At 30.7% G+C, this 22605-nt stretch carries 14 protein-coding genes; 13 read left to right on the top strand and 1 reads right to left on the bottom strand.

Annotated features, from left to right (window positions below; translation table 11 throughout):
- Nucleotides 1–57 precede the first annotated feature (57 nt).
- The 6 genes from porG (at nt 58) to murI (ending at nt 6288) form a co-directional block, all read left to right on the top strand.
- Nucleotides 58–735, top strand: a complete 678-nt coding sequence (gene porG / locus ACW9UN_RS15070) for a type IX secretion system protein PorG (protein ID WP_459487179.1) — start codon at nt 58–60, stop codon at nt 733–735.
- 3 nt (nt 736–738) lie between these two features.
- A complete protein-coding gene (gene uppS, locus ACW9UN_RS15065) occupies nt 739–1482 on the top strand; it encodes an undecaprenyl pyrophosphate synthase (protein WP_459487178.1) in 744 nt (247 codons plus the stop codon).
- Between the two features lie 37 nt (nt 1483–1519).
- A complete protein-coding gene (bamA, locus tag ACW9UN_RS15060; protein WP_459487177.1) occupies nt 1520–4021 on the top strand; it encodes an outer membrane protein assembly factor BamA in 2502 nt (833 codons plus the stop codon).
- Nucleotides 4022–4086: 65 nt separating this feature from the next.
- Nucleotides 4087–4890 (top strand): OmpH/Skp family outer membrane protein, encoded by an 804-nt coding sequence (locus ACW9UN_RS15055; RefSeq protein WP_459487176.1) that lies wholly within the window; start codon nt 4087–4089, stop codon nt 4888–4890.
- A 36-nt stretch (nt 4891–4926) separates the two neighbouring features.
- Nucleotides 4927–5433, top strand: coding sequence for an OmpH/Skp family outer membrane protein (locus ACW9UN_RS15050; RefSeq protein ID WP_459487175.1), 507 nt, complete (start codon nt 4927–4929; stop codon nt 5431–5433).
- Nucleotides 5434–5496: 63 nt separating this feature from the next.
- Nucleotides 5497–6288, top strand: a complete 792-nt coding sequence (gene murI, locus ACW9UN_RS15045; RefSeq protein ID WP_459487174.1) for a glutamate racemase — start codon at nt 5497–5499, stop codon at nt 6286–6288.
- Here the strand turns inward: murI and ACW9UN_RS15040 are convergent.
- Nucleotides 6285–7262 carry a PorP/SprF family type IX secretion system membrane protein gene (locus ACW9UN_RS15040; RefSeq protein ID WP_459487173.1) on the bottom strand — a complete coding sequence of 326 codons (978 nt, stop codon included), beginning with the start codon at nt 7260–7262 and terminating at the stop codon, nt 6285–6287. The two genes, murI and ACW9UN_RS15040, sit on opposite strands and share 4 nt — an antisense overlap.
- Before the next feature lie 466 nt (nt 7263–7728).
- Here ACW9UN_RS15040 and ACW9UN_RS15035 point away from each other — a divergent pair, with 466 nt between their 5' ends.
- The 7 genes from ACW9UN_RS15035 (at nt 7729) to gapS4b (ending at nt 22394) form a co-directional block, all read left to right on the top strand.
- A complete protein-coding gene (locus ACW9UN_RS15035; protein WP_459487172.1) occupies nt 7729–14634 on the top strand; it encodes a PKD domain-containing protein in 6906 nt (2301 codons plus the stop codon).
- 1 nt (nt 14635) lies between these two features.
- Nucleotides 14636–15634 carry a PorP/SprF family type IX secretion system membrane protein gene (locus tag ACW9UN_RS15030; protein ID WP_459487171.1) on the top strand — a complete coding sequence of 333 codons (999 nt, stop codon included), beginning with the start codon at nt 14636–14638 and terminating at the stop codon, nt 15632–15634.
- A 779-nt stretch (nt 15635–16413) separates the two neighbouring features.
- Nucleotides 16414–17529 carry a tyrosine-type recombinase/integrase gene (locus tag ACW9UN_RS15025; protein WP_459487170.1) on the top strand — a complete coding sequence of 372 codons (1116 nt, stop codon included), beginning with the start codon at nt 16414–16416 and terminating at the stop codon, nt 17527–17529.
- Between the two features lie 170 nt (nt 17530–17699).
- Nucleotides 17700–19346, top strand: a complete 1647-nt coding sequence (locus ACW9UN_RS15020; protein ID WP_459487169.1) for a serine hydrolase domain-containing protein — start codon at nt 17700–17702, stop codon at nt 19344–19346.
- A 167-nt stretch (nt 19347–19513) separates the two neighbouring features.
- The gene (gene dag1, locus ACW9UN_RS15015; protein WP_459487168.1) at nt 19514–20188 is read left to right on the top strand and encodes a Dag1 family anti-phage DNA glycosylase; all 675 of its coding nucleotides are present in this window, start codon (nt 19514–19516) and stop codon (nt 20186–20188) included.
- Between the two features lie 163 nt (nt 20189–20351).
- Entirely contained in the window at nt 20352–21287 is a 936-nt protein-coding gene (gapS4a, locus tag ACW9UN_RS15010; RefSeq protein WP_459487167.1) for a GapS4a family protein, read from the top strand.
- Nucleotides 21288–21290: 3 nt separating this feature from the next.
- Nucleotides 21291–22394, top strand: coding sequence for a GapS4b family protein (gene gapS4b, locus ACW9UN_RS15005; RefSeq protein WP_459487166.1), 1104 nt, complete (start codon nt 21291–21293; stop codon nt 22392–22394).
- The last annotated feature ends 211 nt before the right edge of the window (nt 22395–22605 follow it).

Raw genomic sequence — 22605 nt, 5'->3', positions numbered from 1 at the left:
CAATATTAACTTTATAAAGCAAATTGAAATACCTATATTTGCTCGCTATTTTTTAGGATGAAAAAAGAAATATTAATAATAGTTTTTGTATGTTTTACTAGTGTTTTATCTAGTCAAGTGTATGAAGTAGGCGTATTTTTAGGAGGCTCTAATTTTATTGGAGACATTGGTAGCACCAAATATATTTATCCGAATGAACCTGCTGGAGCTCTTTTTTTTAAGTTCAATAAAAATCCAAGAATAGCGTACAGAGCAACTTATAGTTTTTTACCCATTAAAGGTAACGACTTAGAAGCTGATACAGATTTTAAAAAAAATAGAGGTTTACGCTTTTCTAATACAATACACGAATTGGCAGTTGGTATAGAATATAATTTTTATGAATATGACTTATCTACCCCAGGTAAAACATGGACGCCTTACATCACTTTAGATTTAGCGGCTTACAATTACAATTATATTACCTCAGAACCCAGACCTGATCAATACGAATATGATACAAAAAACGCTTTTACAGTACCTTTTGGTATAGGTTTTAAATCTAAGTTAATAGGCAACTTTGCTTTTGCTGTAGAAACAAAATTTAGATATTCGTTTTCGGACGATTTAGATTACACCACAGAAACAATACCTGATTTAAATTTTGGAGGAACAAGCAACGATTGGTATACATTTACAGGAATTTCTTTAATATATACTTTTGGAAGACCTCCATGTTACACCACAGGATTTTAATATATGGATAAAAAACTACGCATAGATTTACAAAGAGTACCTAAGCATGTAGCCATAATTATGGATGGTAATGGGCGTTGGGCTAAAGGTAAAGGGATGAGCCGAGTTTTTGGCCATAGAAATGCGTTAACTGCTGTAAGACAATCTATTGAAGCTGCCGCAGAAATTGGCACAGAAGCCATTACTTTATATGCCTTTTCTACAGAAAACTGGAAAAGACCTGTTGGTGAGGTAAAAGCTTTAATGAGTCTTTTAATCAACTCATTAAATAACGAGTTAAAAACTTTTCAAGAAAATAAAGTTAAAGTAAATGCCATTGGAAACATTAAAAGTTTACCAGAAAAAGCGCAAAATACCTTGGCTAGCGTTATTGAAAAAACTAAAAACAACGACCGAATTGTATTAACCTTAGCCTTAAGCTATGGGGCAAGAGAAGAAATTGTTAACGCTATCAAAAACATATCTAAAAAAGTTGTTAATAAAGAACTCGATTTAGAAAAAATAGACGAAAATACTATTAATAACCATTTATATACATTTAATTTGCCCAATGTTGATTTAATGATACGAACTAGTGGCGAAAAACGTATCAGCAATTTTTTATTGTGGCAAATGGCATATGCCGAATTATATTTTACAGATGTACTTTGGCCAGATTTTAGACAAGAACATTTCTATGATGCAATCATAGATTATCAGAATAGAGAAAGACGATTTGGAAAAACAAGCGAACAAATTACAGAATAAGTTACCTATTAATTTAATTTCTGCAACAGTAGTGCTAATGGCACTATTTTTTACTTTTGGTGCAAATGCACAATCTAAAAAAGATACTATTTCTAATGCTAATCTGTCTTTCGAAAAAGGCAAAGAGTATATTTTAGGAGGCATTACAGTTACTGGATTAAGAAAATTTAGTGAAGAAACCGTAAAAGTTTTTACAGGTTTAAGAAACGGGCAACCCATAAAATTACCTGGCGATAAACTTACTAGTGCCATTAAAAAACTTTATGAAAGTAAGCAGTTTAGCAATGTAGATGTATATTTAGCTAAAATAGATGGCAACACTGTATACCTTCAGTTTGATGTGCAAGAATTACCGCAATTAAATGAAATCAAAATTTCTGGTATTAAAAAATCTAAAGCCAAAGAGCTTAAAAAAGAGGCCGAATTAAAAACAGGTGCCATGGTTACAGACAACCTTGTAGTAACCACAAAAAATTACTTCACAAAAAAATATACAGATAAAGGTTTTTTAAAGACAAAAGTAAATCTTGATATCAAAAAAGATACTTCAGATATGAACGCTGTAAATATGAATATATTTATAGATAAAGGGTCTAAAATAAAAATCAAATACATTTTTTTTAATGGCAATAAAGCGCTTTCTGATAAAAAACTGCGCAAAGCCATGAAAAATACCAAACAAAAATTTGTTGGTCGTTTTTGGAAAGGATCTAAATATATAGAAGAAGATTACCAAGAAGATTTAGAAGAAATTATAAAAACATACAGTAGACTTGGTTATAGAGATGCTCGTATTTTAAGTGAAGGTATTACTTGGAATGATGACAATACCATTAATATTACTATTGATTTAGAGGAAGGAAAACAATACCGCTTTTCGGAAATATTATTTGTTGGTAATAAAGAATACACAGACGACCAACTGAGAAAAGTATTAAAAATTGAAAACGGCGATGTTTATAATGGTGAAGTTTTAAAAGAACGCGTAAAAGGTGATGGATCACCAACCTCTGAAGATTTATCTACCTTGTATCAAGATAGTGGTTTTTTATTCTCACAAGTAAATGCTGTAGAAACAAAAGTAGAAAACGACTCAATCACTGTAGAAATTAGAATTCGTGAAGATGAAAAGGCACGTATTAAAAAAGTTACTGTTTCTGGAAATGATAAAACCAACGACCACGTAATTTTTAGAGAACTACGTGTAAAACCAGGTGATTTGTTTAGTAGAAGCAACATTATTAGATCTATTAGAGAAATTGGTCAATTAGGTTTCTTTGATCAAAATGTAACTCCAGATGTAATTCCAGATTATGCCAATAAAACTGCCGACATCAACTTTAATGTTGTAGAAAAAGGTGGTAGCCAAATAGAGCTACAAGGTGGTTATGGTGGTGGCGCTTTTATAGGTACTTTAGGGCTATCTTTCAATAACTTTTCTATAAGAAATTTATTTAATAAAGAAGCTTATAAGCCTTTACCAATGGGTGATGGTCAAAACCTAGCATTACGTTTACAGACTAGTAGAACGTTTAGCACCTATAGTTTTTCTTTTACAGAACCTTGGTTAGGAGGTAGAAAACCACAATCATTATCTTTTTCTGTGTACCAATCCAAGCAGTTTCAATTAAACCCGCAAACTTTTGATGTAGATAGAGATAGAAGTTTAGCCATTACAGGAGCTTCTGTTGGTTTAGGAAAACGTTTAAAATGGCCAGATGATTATTTCCAATTGTCTCAATCTATAAGTTACCAAAGTTTCCAATTAAACGACTACGGATTTAATGTAGGTGGTAATATTTTAAGTAATGGTACATTAAATAACTTATCTTACAGTGCAACTTTAACTAGAAATTCTGCTGGACCAAGTTTAATTTTTCCTACTTATGGATCAGAATTTACCTTTGGTGTTAAAGCAACTTTTCCATATTCATTGGTAAATAATAAAGATTATTCTATAGCTGATGATTTAACACAAGCAGAGGCAAGTGCAAAAATTGCAGACAATTACAAATGGTTAGAATACTACAAATTAAGTTTAAAAGGGAAATGGTACACCTCTTTTACAGATAAACTTGTATTAATGACAAATGCTGAAATGGGCTACTTAGGCTATTACAACTCTGATGTTGGTTTATCTCCTTTCGAACGCTACTTTGTTGGTGGTGATGGTATTGCCGTTTTTCAATTAGATGGTAGAGAAGTTGTAGGGTTAAGAGGTTACGAAAACAATCAATTATCGCCTTTAGAAGGAGGCTCTATTTACAATAAATTTCAACTAGAGTTAAGATATTCTATTACAGATGCTCCTTCAGCTTCTATATATACATTAGGATTTTTAGAGGCTGGTAACTCTTACAACAATTTTGAGACATTTAATCCGTTTAACTTGAAACGTTCAGCCGGAGTTGGAGTTCGTATTTTTATGCCTGCATTTGGTTTGTTGGGTATAGATTTTGCACACGGGTTCGATCCTTTACCAGGATTTACAGAAAAATCTGGCTGGCAAACACATTTTATTATCGGAAGACAATTCTAAGAAAACTGTACATTTGTAATGTCGAAAGTTTTTTTGGCACGGTTTTTTCTAAATACACTATACAAATGAAAAAAATATTTTTAGTAATCGTTCTTTTATTTACTGTTACAACTTTTTGGTCGCAAAGAAGTCAAATTATTGCATATATAGATATGGAGTATATTCTAGAAAATGTTCCAGAATACATACAAGCTCAAAATACTTTAGACACTAAAATTGCAAAATGGCGAAAAAAATTAGATGAACAAGCACGTCATATAGAGGTGTTAAAATCTGATTTAGCCAACGAAAAGGCAATTTTAACCAACGATTTAATTGAAGAAAAAGAAGAAGAAATAAGTATTAAACAAGAAGAACTAAGAAGATTAGAATCTTTATACTTTGGCCCTAATGGCGATATGTTTTTGGTTAGAAAGCAATTGGTAAAGCCAATTCAAGATCAAGTTTACAATGCCATTCAAAATATTGCAAAAAGAAAAAAATACGATTTTGTTTTTGAAAAATCTAGTGATTTGATTATGCTATATTCAAATAAAAAATACGATATTAGCGACCTTGTTTTATCAACCATAGACAGAACTAGATTATCGAATCAAAAAAAGGAAGAAAGAAAGAAAAGAGCAGCACAAACAAACACAAGTAAAGAGCTTACTGATTCACAAAAGAAAGTTCTTGCCCAAAAAGAACAAGCTAAAATTGATAGAGAAGCAGCTTTAGCTAAAAAAATTGCAGATAAAGAAGCCAAAAAGAAAGAAATTGCCGAAAAAAGAAAAGCGCTACTAAAGCAAAGAGCCGAAAAAAGAAAAATATTAAGAGAAAAAAAAGAAGCAGCTAGAAAAAAGAAAGAACAAGAAAAAGAAGATAGTTAACAAAAAGACAAGAATAATAATTAAATTAAAACAAAAATGAAGAATTTAAAAACGTTACTATTAATTGCTGTATTTACTTTAGGAGTAGGTGGTGTTGCAAATGCACAAAAGATGGGTCATATAGACTTTGAAAAATTAGTAGCTGAGATGCCACAAACTACCCAACTAAAAGCAGATATGGAAAAGTTAGGTAAAACTTACCAAGACGAAGTAGAGAGTATGGGGAAAAAATTGGATGCTAAGATGAAAAAGTATACACAAGAGCAAAATACCCAAACAAAAGAAATTAACGAAATTAGAGCTAAAGAAGTTCAGCAAGAAAATGCTAGATACGAACAATTAAGACAAACTGCTTATCAAGACATGCAGAAAAAGCAAGCTGAAGGCTTAAAACCAATTATAGAAAAAGCGCAGAAAGCAATAGAAGAAGTGGCTGCTGCAAAAGGCATACAATATGTTTTTGATGCCTCTGTAGGTAAAGGTTTATTGGTTAAAAAAGGAGAAGATTTATACGCTGCTGTAAAAACCAAATTAGGATTTTAAAAAATTACCAAAATGTTTAGAAAAACCTACTTTTTAAGTAGGTTTTTTTATTTTTACAACCTTATGAAATCAAATAATTATCCTATTGGTATTTTTGATTCTGGAATTGGAGGTACATCTATCTGGAAAGAAATCGCAACTCTTTTGCCTAATGAAGATACCATTTATCTTGCCGATAGTAAAAATGCACCCTATGGCATAAAAAGCAAACAAGAAATTATAGATTTATCTATAAAAAATACCGAATTTTTAATCCGTAAAAACTGCAAAATCATAGTTGTTGCCTGCAATACAGCCACAACAAATGCTATTCAACTTTTAAGATCAAATTACAATGTACCCTTTATAGGTATTGAGCCCGCTATTAAACCTGCGGCTTTAAAAACAAAAACAAATATTATTGGTATTTTGGCAACTAAAGGCACCTTAAGCAGTGATTTATTTGCAAAAACATCTCATACACTTCATAAAAACATCATCATTAAAGAAACTGTTGGAGATAAACTTGTAGAGCTTATTGAGGCTGGCAAAATTGAATCTGAAGAAATATATAGTTTACTGGCTAGTTATCTTAAACCAATGGTAAACGAAGGTATAGATTGTTTGGTATTAGGCTGTACACATTACCCTTACTTGATTCCTATCATTAAAAAAATTATTGGTGATGAAATTAAAATTATCGATTCAGGATTAGCAGTTGCTAAACAAACAAAAAATATCTTAACAACAAATCAGCTTCTAAATGCAATAGATCACTTTGGTCATCATCAGTTTTTTATCAATAAAAACCAAAAAACATTACGTTCTTTAATTGCATCAAATACTCATATTAAAATTCAGGAATATGATTTTTAAAAACCTCCAAAAGCAGCATTAATATTAGGACACGCAGCAGCCCTTGGTTTTGTTGTCCATAAATTTATCCCCACAGATACCTGATGAAAACCAGATGTTGTTAAAACAGTTTCATTAGTTTGATTGGTATACGTATAAGAAAAAAGAAGGTTATTGTAATTTACACCAATTATAGGTGATATAAATTCTGCATTTTCAATTGCATTTGCATCAAAAGTTCTTCTATAAGACAATGCTGCCCAAAATTGCGTTTTAGAAATTGTTTTGTATGCCTTCATATTAAAGTCTGCTATTCGTGCACCTGTTCCTTGCCTAGCTTGAAACATTATAGAAGGCTCTAATTGAAAAAATAAATCTTCACCAAAATAATACCCTGTGTACAATACATAGTTTCTTAAATTTAATTTTTGTTGTACGTTTAAATTATTCTCGTTTGTTGGTAATAAATTCTTTGCTGTAAAGTAAGATGATAAACCTCCATAATGATACGCAATACTAAAATCGGCGTTATAATAGGTAGTACTTACAATACTTTGTGCTGTACCTTCGCCAAAAGTTCGTTGATCTGATTGATTTTGAAGAAAAGTAAATGCCAAACCAAAAGACAACTGATTAAAGAGTCTACCATCACTCATTGGCAAATGGTAAGCATACGTACCTTGTAAGCCTTTCTGAGAATGAAATCCGTTTTTATCATTAAACAAAACAAAACCATACCCTGCATTAGAATACTCATTAAATCTTGTATGAAAACTCAACGTTTGTAATGCTGGTGCATTAGGGATGCCTGCCCATTGTTGCCTAGCTGTAAAACGCAACTTACTTGAGTTACCAATTCCTGCAGCAGACGGATGCACTAAAAAAACGTTATCAGAAAGATAATCTTGATATATAGGTAAGGTTTCTTGTGATTGACTTTTTAACGTAAAAAGTAACAAAAAGATATAAATGTAATTTAGAAACGGTAACTTCATTAAGACTTTATTAAGTAAAGGTTTCCAAAGATATTCATTTTATAAGAATTATAACTTTTAATAATAAAGTTTTAACAAAAAATAGAACGTAAAAACATGTAAAATAGTATATTGAAACTACCTCCATTTTTAAATTATGATTTTCGAAACATATAGCGCTCTAAATATCTTATATAAATGTTTTTTTTTGATTGTGATTCTTAAAAAACCTAACGTTTAAAATCACATGAAATCATACCACTTTTAATTAATCGCAGCTATGAAAAACTTTAAAAAAGTTAATTTTTTCCCAAAAAAACAAATCATTTTATTATATTTGACCGTAAAAGAAAAATAATTAAAATTGCTACTTGGCTTAATTAGTTAAGCTTTGTGCTATCTAAATAGCATGAGAATAAAATCTAAATTTTTATCACTACTCCAACAAAAGGCCTTTTTAATATCCTTATTTTTAATTGGTTGTCTTTTGGTTAACGCTGCAAGTAAAAATAGTTTTAATTTTTTTTCGAATCCGTTTGCACTTGAAGCTACAATTTCTGTAGCGGATGAAGATATTTGTATTGATGAAACCACAACAATCACGTTTACAGCCTCAGAAGGAACAGCTCCATATGACTTTACCTACCAAATAAATAATATTACACAACCTCTAATAAGGTCTGGAAGTAATAATCAAGCCTCCGTAACTTTTGATGATAGTAATATAACAGGAGATTACACAATTAAACTTATAAAAGTTGAAGATGCAGAAGATGTAACTCAAAACATTACAAATCAAGAAATTATTGTTACTGTACACGCACCACCAACAGTAGCTTTTTCTTTTAATAATAATGACAACAATGCTTGTGCTGGAGATACTGTACAATTTACCTCTACTGAATCTGGAAATGGAGAATTCACCTACTTATGGGATTTTGGAGATGGCACAACCTCTACTCAGAAAAACCCAGGTCACCAATTTAATACTGCTTTAGGTTGTGGTCAGCGTGATTTTGAAGTTCAATTAACAGTAACAGATAAATTTGGTTGTAGTGCATCTACTTCAAATCGAGTTCGCGTAATAGAAAAACCAGATATTGTAATTTTCGACCTAAATGATAGAGATTTTTCAAATTGTAATCGCACAACACCAGAACCAAACTATGTTATAGATGTTGGATTGGATGCCACAACTTCTGATTGTGCAGATGAATTTTTAGTTATTTGGGGAGATGGTAATCAAGAAAATGTAACAAGAGGTTCCTTTCCTTTGACTCATGAATACACAGAACTTGGAGTTTATGACTTAATTGTTAGAAGTACTTCTTCAAATGGTTGTACAAACCAAATAATAAAAGAGGTTAAGAATATTTCAAATCCATCAGGTTCCTTAGTAAATCCAGGTTCAACTCAAAACATATGCACACCTACAAACTCTATTGAATTCTCGATATCGAAATGGGGTGTCAATTCACTTGATACAGAATATTTTATAGATTACGGTGATGGCAATACGCTTTATTTAACACAAGAAGACTTAATCAATTCAAATCTTAACTTATATAACGCTTCTGATCCTGAAAGTTCGCCAAATTTTCCTGTTCCTCATATTTACGAAGAATCTAGTTGCCCAAGCACTTTTACGGCTTCATTAGATGTTGTGAATGCATGTAGTTCTACAAAATCATTTCTCACAGAAATTCGTATTATTGATAAACCAAAATTAGATTTTGAAATTCCTGAATCTGCCTGTGCCAACTCCTCAATTTCATTTCAAAATAAATCTGTATATGGTTCTGGTTCTAATTGTTCTCAATCAGGAAGGTTTACTTGGGATTTTGGAGATGGAACTACTACACCTTCAACTACACAAATAACTTCTCCAAATCATATTTATGCTTCTCCTGGTAATTACACAATCACCTTATCTGCAACTAGTTTCTGTGGAGCAATAGAAATCACCAAAGAAATCTGTATAGAACCCGAAGTTACCGCTCAATTTACAGTAGATAATGAAGAAGGCTGTATTCCTCTTAATATAGCAGCAACAAATACCACCATCGAAACTGAACTTTGCGATATTCCACAATATAGGTGGGCTGTAGTTTATAACGCAGACAACTGTGGTGACACCTCTGATTGGGAATTTGCTAACGGAACAACAGAGGCTTCTGAAAACCCTGAATTTCTTTTTAAAAACCCAGGAAAATATAGCATTACACAAACTGTAATTACAAGTTGTGGCTCAGAAACAAATACAAAAGTTATTGATGTTAAAAAACCACCAACTGTTGGAATTACTGCTATTGATAATTTCTGTGGATCTGCAACCATAAATCCTGTAGCAACTGTAGAAAACTGTACGTCAGATACTTCAGGAATTTCGTACAATTGGACGTTTACAGGAGGTAACCCTTCCACTGCCAATACCTTAGATCCTGGAAATATTGTTTATGATACTCCAGGTATTTATGAAGTAAACTTAGAGGTTACTAATGAGTGTGGTATTTCTAACACAGCAACGCAAAGTTTTGAGGTTTTTGAAAAACCAGAAATTACAAATACAGATACAACACAAGAAATATGCTCTGGGCAAAATACTGCTGAAATAGTTTTCGATACCACAAATGCAAATACAACCTACACTTGGTCAGCTGTTTCAAGTGGAAATATTACGGGTTTTACCGCAAACGGAACCACAAATTCAATACCCTCTGAAAGACTAATAAATAGTGGTGGTAATTCAGAAACATTAACTTATACAGTGATACCTACTTCAGGGATATGTGAAGGCGATCCCTTTGACTTTGTAATTACCGTAAATCCTGCACCCATAATAACCACACAACCCACCTCTTCTGAAATTTGTTTAAATGGTGTTGCTACAATACTAGAAGTTGAATTTACAAATACTACTGAAACCCCAAATTATCAATGGTATACAAATACATCAAATGCTAATACAGGTGGTAATCCTATTACAGATGCAACAGAAAATTCTTACAATCCACCTACAGATACGGTTGGTGAAACATTTTATTATGCTGAGATAACATTTTCTTCTGGAGGTTGTGATAAAATTGTTTCAAACGTAGCAACTGTTACTGTTACTGAACAGTTAACAATTACCTCTACTCCACAACCTCAAACAATTTGTATTGGAGGAACAGTAAATACATTTGAAATTACATCTACTGGTGGTACAGGAACACCTATTTATCAATGGTATTCTAACACTACGAATTCTAATACAGGGGGAAATCTGATTGATGATGCAGTAAACAGCACATACACTCCACCAGTCTTTTCTACTGCAGGTAGTTTTTATTATTATGTTGAAGTATCACCAGATGGAAATGGATGTACAACAGCTTCTAGTGATGTTTTTGAGGTTACTGTAGTTCCCAAACCTACTATTGATGCTCAGCCAATCGTTAGTCAAGAATTATGTCAAAATGCTACACCTGATAATTTAGTAATTACAGTTTCAGGCGGAAGTAGTTCTGCACAAGAATATCAATGGTATGTAAATACGGTAAACTCTAATACTGGAGGAACTCTTGTTAATGGAGCCAATTCAGAAAATTACACACCACCTACAAATCAAATAGGTACATTTTATTACTATGCTATCATTACCCAACCTGAGTCTGGTTGTACTATAACAAGTGATATTTCTACTTTAATTATTAACGAAGCTCCAATTTTTACAACTCAACCAATTTCTTCTGAAATTTGTATTAATGGAAATGCCAATCTTTTAGAAGTCGATTATACAAATGGAACTGGAGCACCTACTTATCAATGGTTTTCCAATACAACTAATTCAAATCTTGGCGGCACAATAATTGTGGATGAAACCTCAAGTACATATAATCCTCCAACAGATACAGTTGGAGAACAATTCTATTACGCTGAAATATCTTTTGAAGCTGGAGGTGGTTGTGATAAAATTACTTCTGAAGTTGCCAGTGTAAACGTTGTTGAGCAATTAAGCGTTAATCCTGTTGATGCCCCACAAAACTTATGTCTTGGAGGAACTGCAGATGCACTAGAAGTTACTTTTACTGGTGGAACTGGTGCTGCAACTTATCAATGGTTTTCTAATACAAGTGATTCAAATACTGGTGGTAATTTAATTGGAGGTGCAACAGATAGTAATTATACGCCACCTACTTTTTCAGTTGATGGAACATTTTATTATTACGCAGAAGTTTCTTTAAACGGAGATGGATGTACCAATGCAACAAGTGATACTTTTAAAATTAATGTAGTTCCTAAACCTATTATTGATGCTCAACCTATTGCAGCCCAAGAATTATGTCAAGGAGCAATCTCTACAAATTTAGCTGTAACAGCTTCTGGTGGAAGTACCTCAGCCCAAACTTATCAATGGTTTCTAAATAATACGAACTCAAACTCAGGAGGGAGTCCTATTAATGGGGCTAATGCTTCAACATATACACCTTCAACAGATACAGTTGGCACTTTTTATTACTATGTAGTGGTTTCTCAACCAGAATCAGGTTGTAGTATTATTAGTGAGGTTTCTACTTTAAAAATTAATGAAGGTCCAGATTTCACGATTCAACCTACACCTTCTGAAGTATGTTTAAATGATACAGCAACAACTTTAGAAGTAGCTTATGAAAATGGCACAGGAACTGCAACTTATCAATGGTTTTCAAGCGATATTGATTCTAATTCTAATGGAGATGAAATACCTGGTGAAAATAACGCTACTTACAACCCTCCAACTGATACTGTTGGCGAAATATTTTATTATGCAGTAATTTCTTTCAGTGGTGGTGGTTGTTCTGAAATTGTTTCAGAAACAGCTAGAGTTAAAGTAAATGGTATTCCTGTAGTTGCTAATAACGAAATTGCGATGTACAGTGAAGCAACTTTCACTTTCGATCCTAATAGTATTGCTACGAATACCATTCCAGCAGGTACACAATATACTTGGTCTACTCCTACTTTTAGTCCTGCTGGAAGTATCCTTGGTGCATCAGCTGCAACAACTCCACAAAACACTATCAGTCAAACTTTAGAAAACACAGGTACATCACCTATAATAGTTACTTATGTAATTACACCTGCTACTGCAAGTTGTGTGGGAAATCCTTTTACCTTAGAAGTAACTGTAAACCCTAATATTAGTTCAAATACAGTAGTTACCAATATTACTTGTTTTGAAGCAAATGACGGAGCAATTTCAACCAATATTCAAGGTGGAGTTCCTTCTTCAACAGGCAATCCTTATCAAATTTCTTGGTCTGGCCCTAATGGATTTTCATCAACAGATGCATCCCTATCAAATTTAGAAGCGGGTATTTATACGTTAAGAATAGAAGATAGTTCAGGATTTTTTATCATAGAAGAATGGACTGTTACGCAACCTGATCTTTTAACAATTTCAAGAGATGTAGTACAAAATATTTCTTGTTTTCAAGGAAATGATGGTACTATAGAGGTTTCTATTTCAGGAGGGACAGAACCTTATACGTATAACTGGTCTACAACTGATGGTAGTGGAATTATTGCAGGTACTAAAAATCAAAATACACTAACAGCAGGAACCTATTCTTTAGAAATTGTAGATGCTAATAACTGTATAACACAAGAAACAGTTGTATTAACAGAACCAGATGGACTAAATATTACAACCAGCTTTAAACAAGATATTTTGTGTTTTGGTGATGCTACAGGAGCAATTTCTATAGACGTTACTGGTGGTACACAAATTGAAGTTTCTCCCGGCGTTTTCGATTATAACTACAGCTGGTCTGGCCCTGCTGGTTTTACAAGTACATCAAAAAACATTACTAATATAATTGCGGGTACTTATACTGTTGCTGTTACAGACAATCTTGGTTGTACCACTGCTAGCGATATTGTTGTAAATGAATCTCCAGAAATTAATATCAATTTTACAAAAAAAGATGTAAGTTGTTATGGCGAAGCAGATGGCGCTTTAGACGTTATTGTTTCTGGTGGGGTTGCACCTTATCAGATTTCTTGGAATAATTTTGCCAACGGATTTTCGCAATCTAATTTAACTGCGGGTACTTATATTGCAACCATAACTGATGGTAATAACTGTGTTAAAGAAGTTGCTATAGATATTAATCAGCCTATATTCTTTATAGATCCTGTGGTTCAGCCTATTTCTTGTAATGATGCAAATGATGGATCTGTAGCTTTAAATTTAACAGGTGGAGTTGCCCCAATTAAAGTAACTTGGAGTGATGACCCCACTGCAGGTGTAGAAAGAAATAATTTACCTGCAGGAACTTACACAGTAACTATTGTAGATAGCGACCCAAAACAGTGCCCTATTGAAGAAACATTTACATTTACAAATCCGCCAGCAATTGCAGTTTCAAGTATTGTTACTGATGCTATAGATTGTAACATAGAAAATAGTGGTAGTATAGATATTACAGTTTCTGGAGGTACAGCTCCCCTTGAATTTGCTTGGAGTAATGGTGCAATTACAGAAGATTTAGAAGATATACCACAAGGAGATTACAGTGTAACCATTACAGATGCTAATGGATGTGAAGTAAATAGGCAGTTTTCTATTTTTAGACAAGATCCTATAGAAATAGAATTTATAGAAAGCTATATTACAGATTGCGATACCAAAACAATCACTAAAAAAATAGAGGCGAAAACCTCTGGAGGATTCTTACCACATACATTAACTTGGGCTTCTGGAACAGTTTCTGGTGTAAATAATGAAATTATGACCACCAATCAAACAGGCGCTTATGTGTTAACAGTTACTGATGATTCTGGCTGTGTACAAACAAAATCTATTTTAATAGATGAAATACCAACTATTGGTGACCCCGATTTTAGATACAATGCTTTTGCTTTAGACAATTATGCCTATTTGTCGGTTGATGATCCAATACAATTTACCAACCTTTCTTCTGGTAATTTTACAAAACTTACTTGGAATTTTGGTGATGATAGTTTACCTGTAAATGACGAAAACCCAATTCATACCTACAATACTGTTGGTAAATATGTAGTAACACTTACTGCTGAATACGAATCTGGTTGTACATATACTTTAACAAGAACTATTGATATCACTATAGGTTATAAACTGGTAAACCCAACTGCCTTTACACCAAATGGAGATGGATATAATGAAACGATAAGACCTAATTTTACCGGTTTTACAGAAATTGAAATGAACATTTACAATACTTGGGGCGTACTTGTTTATTTTGAAAAAGGAACTTCTTTAAAAGGTTGGAATGGTTTTATAAAAGATACACCTGCTGAAAATGGAAATTACATTATGGTGGTAAACGGAATAACTTTCCACAATAAAAATATTACCACCTCAACACCTGTAACATTGCTCAAATAATATGAAAAATCTTATCCTTTTAGTTTTTTTGATGTTATCTGCAACCATGTTTGCACAAGATGTTATTTTTTCTCAAAATTTTTTAGTGCCAGAAACTTTAAATACTTCATTTACTGGAGCCCTAAGATCATCGAAAGCAGGAACTGTGCATAGATCTCAATGGAGAAATTCAGGATTAAAAATGAGTTCTAGTTTTGTTTTTTTTGATACTTGGTTTGAAGGCTATAAAACGGGCTTAGGAATTAGTATGTTAAACCAAACAGAAAGTGCTTCGTCATATACATTCAATCAGATTAATTTTAATTATGCGATGGCCTTTCAAATTAGCGATACGTGGTTTTTTAGACCAAGTATTTCTGCTGGATATGGAACTAAGAATTATGGTTTTCAAAACCTATTGTTAGAAGATCAAATCAATTTAAATTCAGGTGTTATCAACACCTCTACCCTAGACCCACTTTTATTGAGTCAATTAAGAAATTTTTTCGATTTTAGCTCATCAATATTATTTAATAATGATGATTCTTGGATTGGTTTAACTGTAAAACATTTAAACAAACCCAATATTTCGTTAACCGAAAACGGCAATATTCCTTTAGATCTTTTTATCTCTGCCCACTCAAACATGCTCATTCCAATATTTAACAATTACAGAAATGATTTTATTGGCATGAGTAAACTCTATTTACTCACAAATTTTATGATGCAAGGTGAGTTTAATCGTTTAGATGTAGGAGCACAATATGTAATTGATGATCGTTTTTCATTAGGTATTTTAGCCTCTACAAGCCCCATGAAAAATGCAAATCAAAGTTCATTAATTTCTGGTGTAAATGCTTTTGCTGGTATTCGTTGGAATGGTTTTCGTTTTGGCTATTCTTATGATTTAAATACCACTCAACTTTTAAATACTGGTGGTATACATGAGTTTTCTATCTCTTACGATTTTGTAGTAAACATTAGAATGTTACAGCGTTACAAATGTGTACCTTTCTTTTGATTGTATTGTAGACCAATTAAATATTACTGAATTCGTTAAAATTAATACCCATCACTTCATTAATTAAAAAAGAATACCTTTATACCTTGCAAAAACTTCGTTACTAAAAACAGCTTTTTGAATTTCTATACTAGCTGCTAAATGGAAAACAAGAACATAATAATAAGCATAAAAACAGTATAAATTGTGAATTTGCCAATTAAATTGGTTGGAAAACTTATAGATAAAACGTACTTCTAAAAAACCTACCAAACAGCCTATAAAAATACATTTGTACTGGCAAAAGCACAATTTTTGGTATTCTAAATATACCTGACATCGCTATTTTACGCATTCAATTACTGAGAGCGGTGTATATTCTACCCTCAAGAAAATCCATCCTAATAGTAACCAGATCATTCCAAATTGAAGAATTTTTATTTTTTTTTGTGTTTAGGTGATAAAAAACATCTATTTCTTTTAATAATTACAAATGTAATAGAAGCAATGTTTTAATATTTATTGTTTTATAAATTGGCATGTCTAAAATTTATTAGCTGTTTATAGGATGCAAACCCCTAATATTTTTATTGTTAAAAATCAAAAGGTGCATGGCTCTTTTACTTTAAAAATTAAAGAAACATATGGATAAAATTGATATGTTAGAGTCTCACATTTTTATTCATCAAAAAAAAAGTAGAAGTAATACTTTATCCACAATCATATAACTAATTTAAAAGAAAACCTGCTGTTCAAATTTCCTTAAAATATAAATTTTAATTATCTTAGCTACTGTTGCCATGAAATCTGTTACTTTACTTCCAAATATCCATAAAAACAATCGTATTATTATGATCTGTTTTCCTTATGATAAGGAAATAAAGGATCATTTGCAAAAGTTACCTGGTGTTAGATGGAGCCAAACATTAAAATCTTTTTATATTCAAAACAATACCGTAAATCTACAATTAATATTTAATCATTTAAGGCAAAAAAAATGGTTTGTTAATTATGATAAATTAAAAAGAACGGTTAAAAAAGAGTTAAAAGTTGATTACACATTAGTTTTGCCTCAATTACCCAAAGATGAAAATACAGAATTGCTTAAATTTAAAAAATGGTTACAACAAAAAAGGTTAAGTTATAACACTGTGAATACCTACACAGAAGTAACTGCTTTTTTTTTGAGATACAAAACATTAAAAAAAATAGAACACTATTCTGTTAAGTTAATTGAGCAATTTAATTATGATTTTATCTACAAAGCAAATAGGTCTATTTCTTATCAAAATCAATGTATTAATGGGATAAAGAAATTCCTAATGTTTAAAAACCTAGACATCAATCCTTTAGAAATAGAAAGACCGAAAAAAGTAAAACAATTACCATCTGTACTTAGTGTTGAGGAGATTAAAGCCATATTTAATAGCCTAACAAACCTTAAACATAAAACTCTTTTAAGCCTACTATATTCTGGTGGACTTAGAATTGGTGAGGCATTAAATTTAAGAATTGAAGATATTGATAGTGATAGAATGTTAATACACATTAAACAAGCAAAAGGCAAAAAAGACAGGTATACCTTATTATCAGAAACTTTTTTAAAACTTTTAAGAGAATATTACTTGGCCTATAAACCTAAAGTATTTCTATTTGAAGGGCAAAATGGAAATAAATACAGTAATGCCAGTGCTCAAGCAGTTTTAAAAAAGGCATTACGAAAAACTAAAATTACTAAAAGAGTTACTTTACATACTTTAAGGCATTCGTTTGCAACCCATTTGTTAGAAAACGGAACTGACATTAGATATATTCAAGAATTATTAGGTCATAACAGCCCTAAAACAACGATGATTTACACTCATGTTACCAATACTAGTTTAAATAATATAAAAAATCCATTTGATGAATTATAGAAAAATAGTACATTTAGAACCACAAATAAAAATAGATAAACATCAGCATATACCCCAAAAAAAATAACATATACTGAATTAATATAATTATATATACAAGTTAGCCATAATAAGACACACCAACTGTAACAACAGAAAATATATTCAGTCTTTATAACAAAAGGATTTAAATGAACATAACACGAACAGCACTTATTTTACTTACTATACTACCAACATTTGGATTTTGCCAAAATCTAAATTCACAAGTAGACGAAATTTATCAAGTAAAAGATAACGCACCCGGTTACTCTATTCTCATCTCTAAAGGCGAAGAAATCTTACTAGAAAAGCAATACGGAATCTCCAATTTGGATTATGACATACCAATTACAAACAAAACAGTTTTTGACATTGGTTCAATTGCCAAACAATTTACTGCATTCGGAATATTATTGCTAGAAGAACAAGGTAAATTATCTATAAAAGAACCTGCCTTTAAATATATAGATAGACTACCTCGTTACCCAAAAGGAAACCCAACCATCGAGCAATTATTAAATCAGACAAGTGGCATTAAAGAAGTAGATGGCATTGCAGGCATTGCAGATTTAACTAGAAATGATTTACTTACTCAATCCCAAATGATGAATTTTATTACAAAAACAGAATCATTAAATTTTAAACCAGGAGAGTACTTTCAATACACCAATTCAAACTATATTTTACTTGCTGATATTATAGCCAAAGTTTCTGGGAAATCTTTTGCGGATTTTATGCAAGAAGATGTTTTTGAACCATTTGGAATGGAAAATACAATAAAGAAAACTAGCACTTATACGATAATCAAAAACAGGGCAATAGGCTATGTAGAAGATGAAGGCGATTTCTACAAAACACACTTACACGCCTTTATTTACAATGGAGACGGGCAAGTACTTACCACCCCAAGAGATATGTTTAAGTGGTATAGAGGTTTACAAAAAGTAAAAAATAAACATCCAGAATTATATAAAAAAATGAATACCAAAGCCAAGTTAAATAATGGTAATAGTATCGATTATGGTTTAGGCGTAGAGTTTGAAACTCATAATAACTATCAAGCATTTGGTTTTGACGGAATGATTTTAGGCGGTTTTGTATCCAAGTATCTTTATTTTCCTGATATGGATATGATGTTTTTTACTACACAAAATACCTTTGATTCAGATTTTGAAGAACAGTTTTTTCAATTAGTTGACCTATACATTCCGAAAAATAATGTCAATAATCAAACAGAAAATATCGAAAAGGAGAAAAAAGTAAAGCTTTCAAAAAAAGAGCTAAAATTGTATGAAGGAAGTTATCTCTTTACTGGCAGCGATGTCGAGACAATCAAAACAAACACCATACAACTTAAAAATGATGAACTTGCTGTACTTACAACTGATGGAGATGAAATAACAAGATTAAAACCCATTGGAATTCATCAATTTATGTTTAATGATAAGCTAGTTGTATTTGATTTAAAATCGGATAGAAAAAGTTATAAATACTATAATTCTGAAAACGAATTACCTTGGTTGTTTAAAGAATACAATCCTACTACTTACAACGCAATGCAATTAAAAGAATTTGAAGGACAATACTTTAATCCAGATTTTCAAATCAGTAAAAAAGTCAAATTAATTGACGGCAAACTTTTTGTTTTTAGCAGAAATGGTGCTTGGAAAAGTGAAATAGAACCACTTTACGAAGATGCTTTTGACTATTCAGCAGACCTAATGACTTTTTTAAGAAATGATTATAACAAAATAACAGGTTTGAAAATTATGGGAATTGTGTTTGAAAGAATATAATTACTATGGCTAACAAAGTATATAAAAAATAGCGGTTTAAGTGCTTAAACGAAAGATAAATGATAAAATAAAGGTCAGTTATAAACCGAAAATTAGTGCTTAAAATCCGCTACTTTTCATATACAAAACCGTTGGCAGTAAGCTGAAAATCGAACTTCAAATTGAAAATGGAACTAAAAAAACCAACAAAGGAATTTATAAGCGAAATACTTGAATTTTACGATAAAGAAGAAGGAAACGAATTGAATGAAAATTTATTGAAGTTATTTAAAACTTTTGACAATGATTTGAATAAATATGATGTTTTAATAAAAGTAGCTTCGTTAAATAAAATATATTCTACAGCAATTACGAATATAAATCCAGTTGTTGAGCAGATAATAAAAACTACAAAGGAAAATAATGAACTGAACAAATTAAATGACTTTGTGAATTTCGTGGACAAAATATCAAAAATTGAATGGACGAATAATAAAGGAAAAACTTTTAAACGGAACAATATGTCTTTTGCTTCTAAATACGTTCACTTTTTGAGCAAATATGAAACGCCAATTTATGACAGTTATATTTGGATAGTTATTAAAGGATATTTAGGTCAAAAAAATGGAGAATTGAAATCGTTCAATAATCCTGAAAATTTTAAAGAATTTTACTCAATATTTAACAAGTTCAAAAAAGAGTTGAATTTAGAAAGTTATTCAAATTATGAAATTGACAAGTTTCTCTGGCAATATGGGAAAAATTTGATTGTGGAAATTGAATCCGAAATGAATTTAAGTCTTGAACAATCTAAATCGGAATTAAAAAAACGAATAAAAGCCTACTGCCAACAACATATATAATTTATTGCTGGCTTTTTGCTTACTTGCGAAAATCCTTGCGGATTTTCTTTGTCTGTAATTATTTACTAAATTAATTGCTTAAACCACGCAACAAACCATATATAAACACGTTGGCTGTAATTTATAACTAGAAAAGGAAAAGGAACATTAAAGAAAAAAAACTATGGGAGAATGGTCGAAATCCATTGGAGAAAAAGGAGAGAAAATTGTTAAATTTGTTTTCGAAGAAATTTTAGAATTTAACTCTTTAATTGAAAATACTTCAATTGAATGTAACAAAGGAGAAAAGCACAAAGACAAAAAAGCTAAAAAGAACAAATCCACTCACGGAATGGATGGTTTAATTTACCTAGAAAGTCAAATTGAAGATGGATTATTAGATACAGTTGTAATATCATCTAAATACACTATTAATTATCCCCAAAATCCAAAATCACTTTTTAAATCTCATTTAAAAGATTTGGCATTTACAATTGAATGTTTCAAAAATTCGAAAACTAATAGTGAAATAAATCAAAGGTTTAATTCAGTTACAAAAACTGAACTTACTGGAATTTTAGTTTGGCTTTCAAATGATGATGATGTAGACTTTAATTTAAATTCAAAAGTCAATAATATTACCATAGACAATCAACTAATATTTGATAAAATAATTTTACTCGATAATAGTAAAGTAAATTTTCTATTTCAAAGTATTTATAGAGCTAAAGAAACTTACGGAAAAGAAAATATTTCATTTGTTTATCACAATTCAAGTCTAAATTATAATTCTCAACAATCATTAACTTACGGAAAAACTTTTCCTATAAACTATTTTTACTCTGACATTATACCTATGAGAGTAGAACACAATAATAGTATTTTCTTTATTCTATTTATAAATGATGACTTTTCATTAGAAAATTTTTCTCAATTATTATCATTTGCAAAAACTTTTGACCATCTTAATTCTATTGAAAAAACTATAATTAGTTACAAAAATTTTGATAGTCTTATAAATGAGAAATCAATTAAAGATGTTTTAATTAATTTTCAAAATTACACTTTAGAGAAAAATTTATTTGTAAAAAAATTTCCAATCGACTTCAGAAATAATTAAGCTATGAAAAAAGAATTTTTACCTCAAGGAGATAATATTAGACAATTATTAGTAAAGTCAAACATATCACAGTCAAACATTAATCTATTATTAAGAGAAAAAGGCGTTTATCTTGGACATTCAGAAAAAAATAATTCTGTCCCATTATTAATGAAAAGTATAATAAGTCCTAATGATTTTGAAACTTTATATTCAACTCAAAAAACGAAAGAAGATAGTATTAAATATAGAACTGCCTCAATTAAATGTCAGTCTAATTTTAATGTTGCAGATATTTTTTCTGGTTCTTTAGATTTGAACAAATCAGTTGTGGAAAAACATACTTATAAACCTAATTATAAAGTTCTTGGAAATCCAATGTATTATTTTGAAAATGAAAATACTGCAATTGTAGAATATAAAATTGAGAGGGAAAATTTGTTAAATGATTGGAGTAATAACAAAACATATCACACAGGTTCTGTAATTATAAAGAAAATAAGTGAAGAAAATATACAAGTTACAATTCAACAGAATTCTACTTCTAAAGAAACATTAGAAGTAAACAATATTATTATAAATAATATAAAAAAGGTATTAAATCAAAATTCAATTATTAAAAATAAAGAGGACTTTATTTCTATAAAATTTTGTGATTTTGATAATACCAATAGGATTAATTTTTTAAACTCATTTGGGTCTGAATTTTGTATATATTTAGAATTCAAATCAATAACTGATGTTGACTTATATCTTGACCCAGATGTAAATAGTCATCAAGATGTTAGAACTTTTTTAGAGGAAATTGACAATCTGAAATTAAATGGAAAAGTCTTACAAAATCATATTTTACTTAATAATCCAATTTATTTTCCAAAATTAATTTTTGGTTCTATTAAGCATAAATTCAAACTAAATTGTAGTGGTTTTGAAGGAATAGCAACTTTGAACTTGTCTTTTCCTGAATATGTGAAGAATAAGAACGAAAATTCTGAATTACAAATTTCAATTGACTTATTACTAAATAAAGAATATAGGAACACTAAAACAGAAAATGAAGTAAGAAAGAAAATTCTGAATTTTATTGAAAAGAAAAAAATAGATAGTTTTAATCACTTTAGGAAATAAAAAAACTACAGCCAACACCGTGTAAAAAAAATTGCTGGTTTTAGCCAACTTACGAAAATCCTCGCGGATTTTCTTGGTTTGTGTTTTATTTAGTAAATTCACTGCTTAAACCACGCAACTTTCCTTACACAACAACGTTATGTTTTATTGCTCAGGAAAATCTAAACGCAGGAAAAAAAAGCTGAACAGTCTCTCGCGAATTTTGAAAAAA

The organism is Polaribacter litoreus (genome assembly GCF_054584775.1).
The sequence above is the reverse complement of the archived record's forward strand: the minus strand, read 5'-3'. Positions and strand labels throughout refer to the sequence as shown.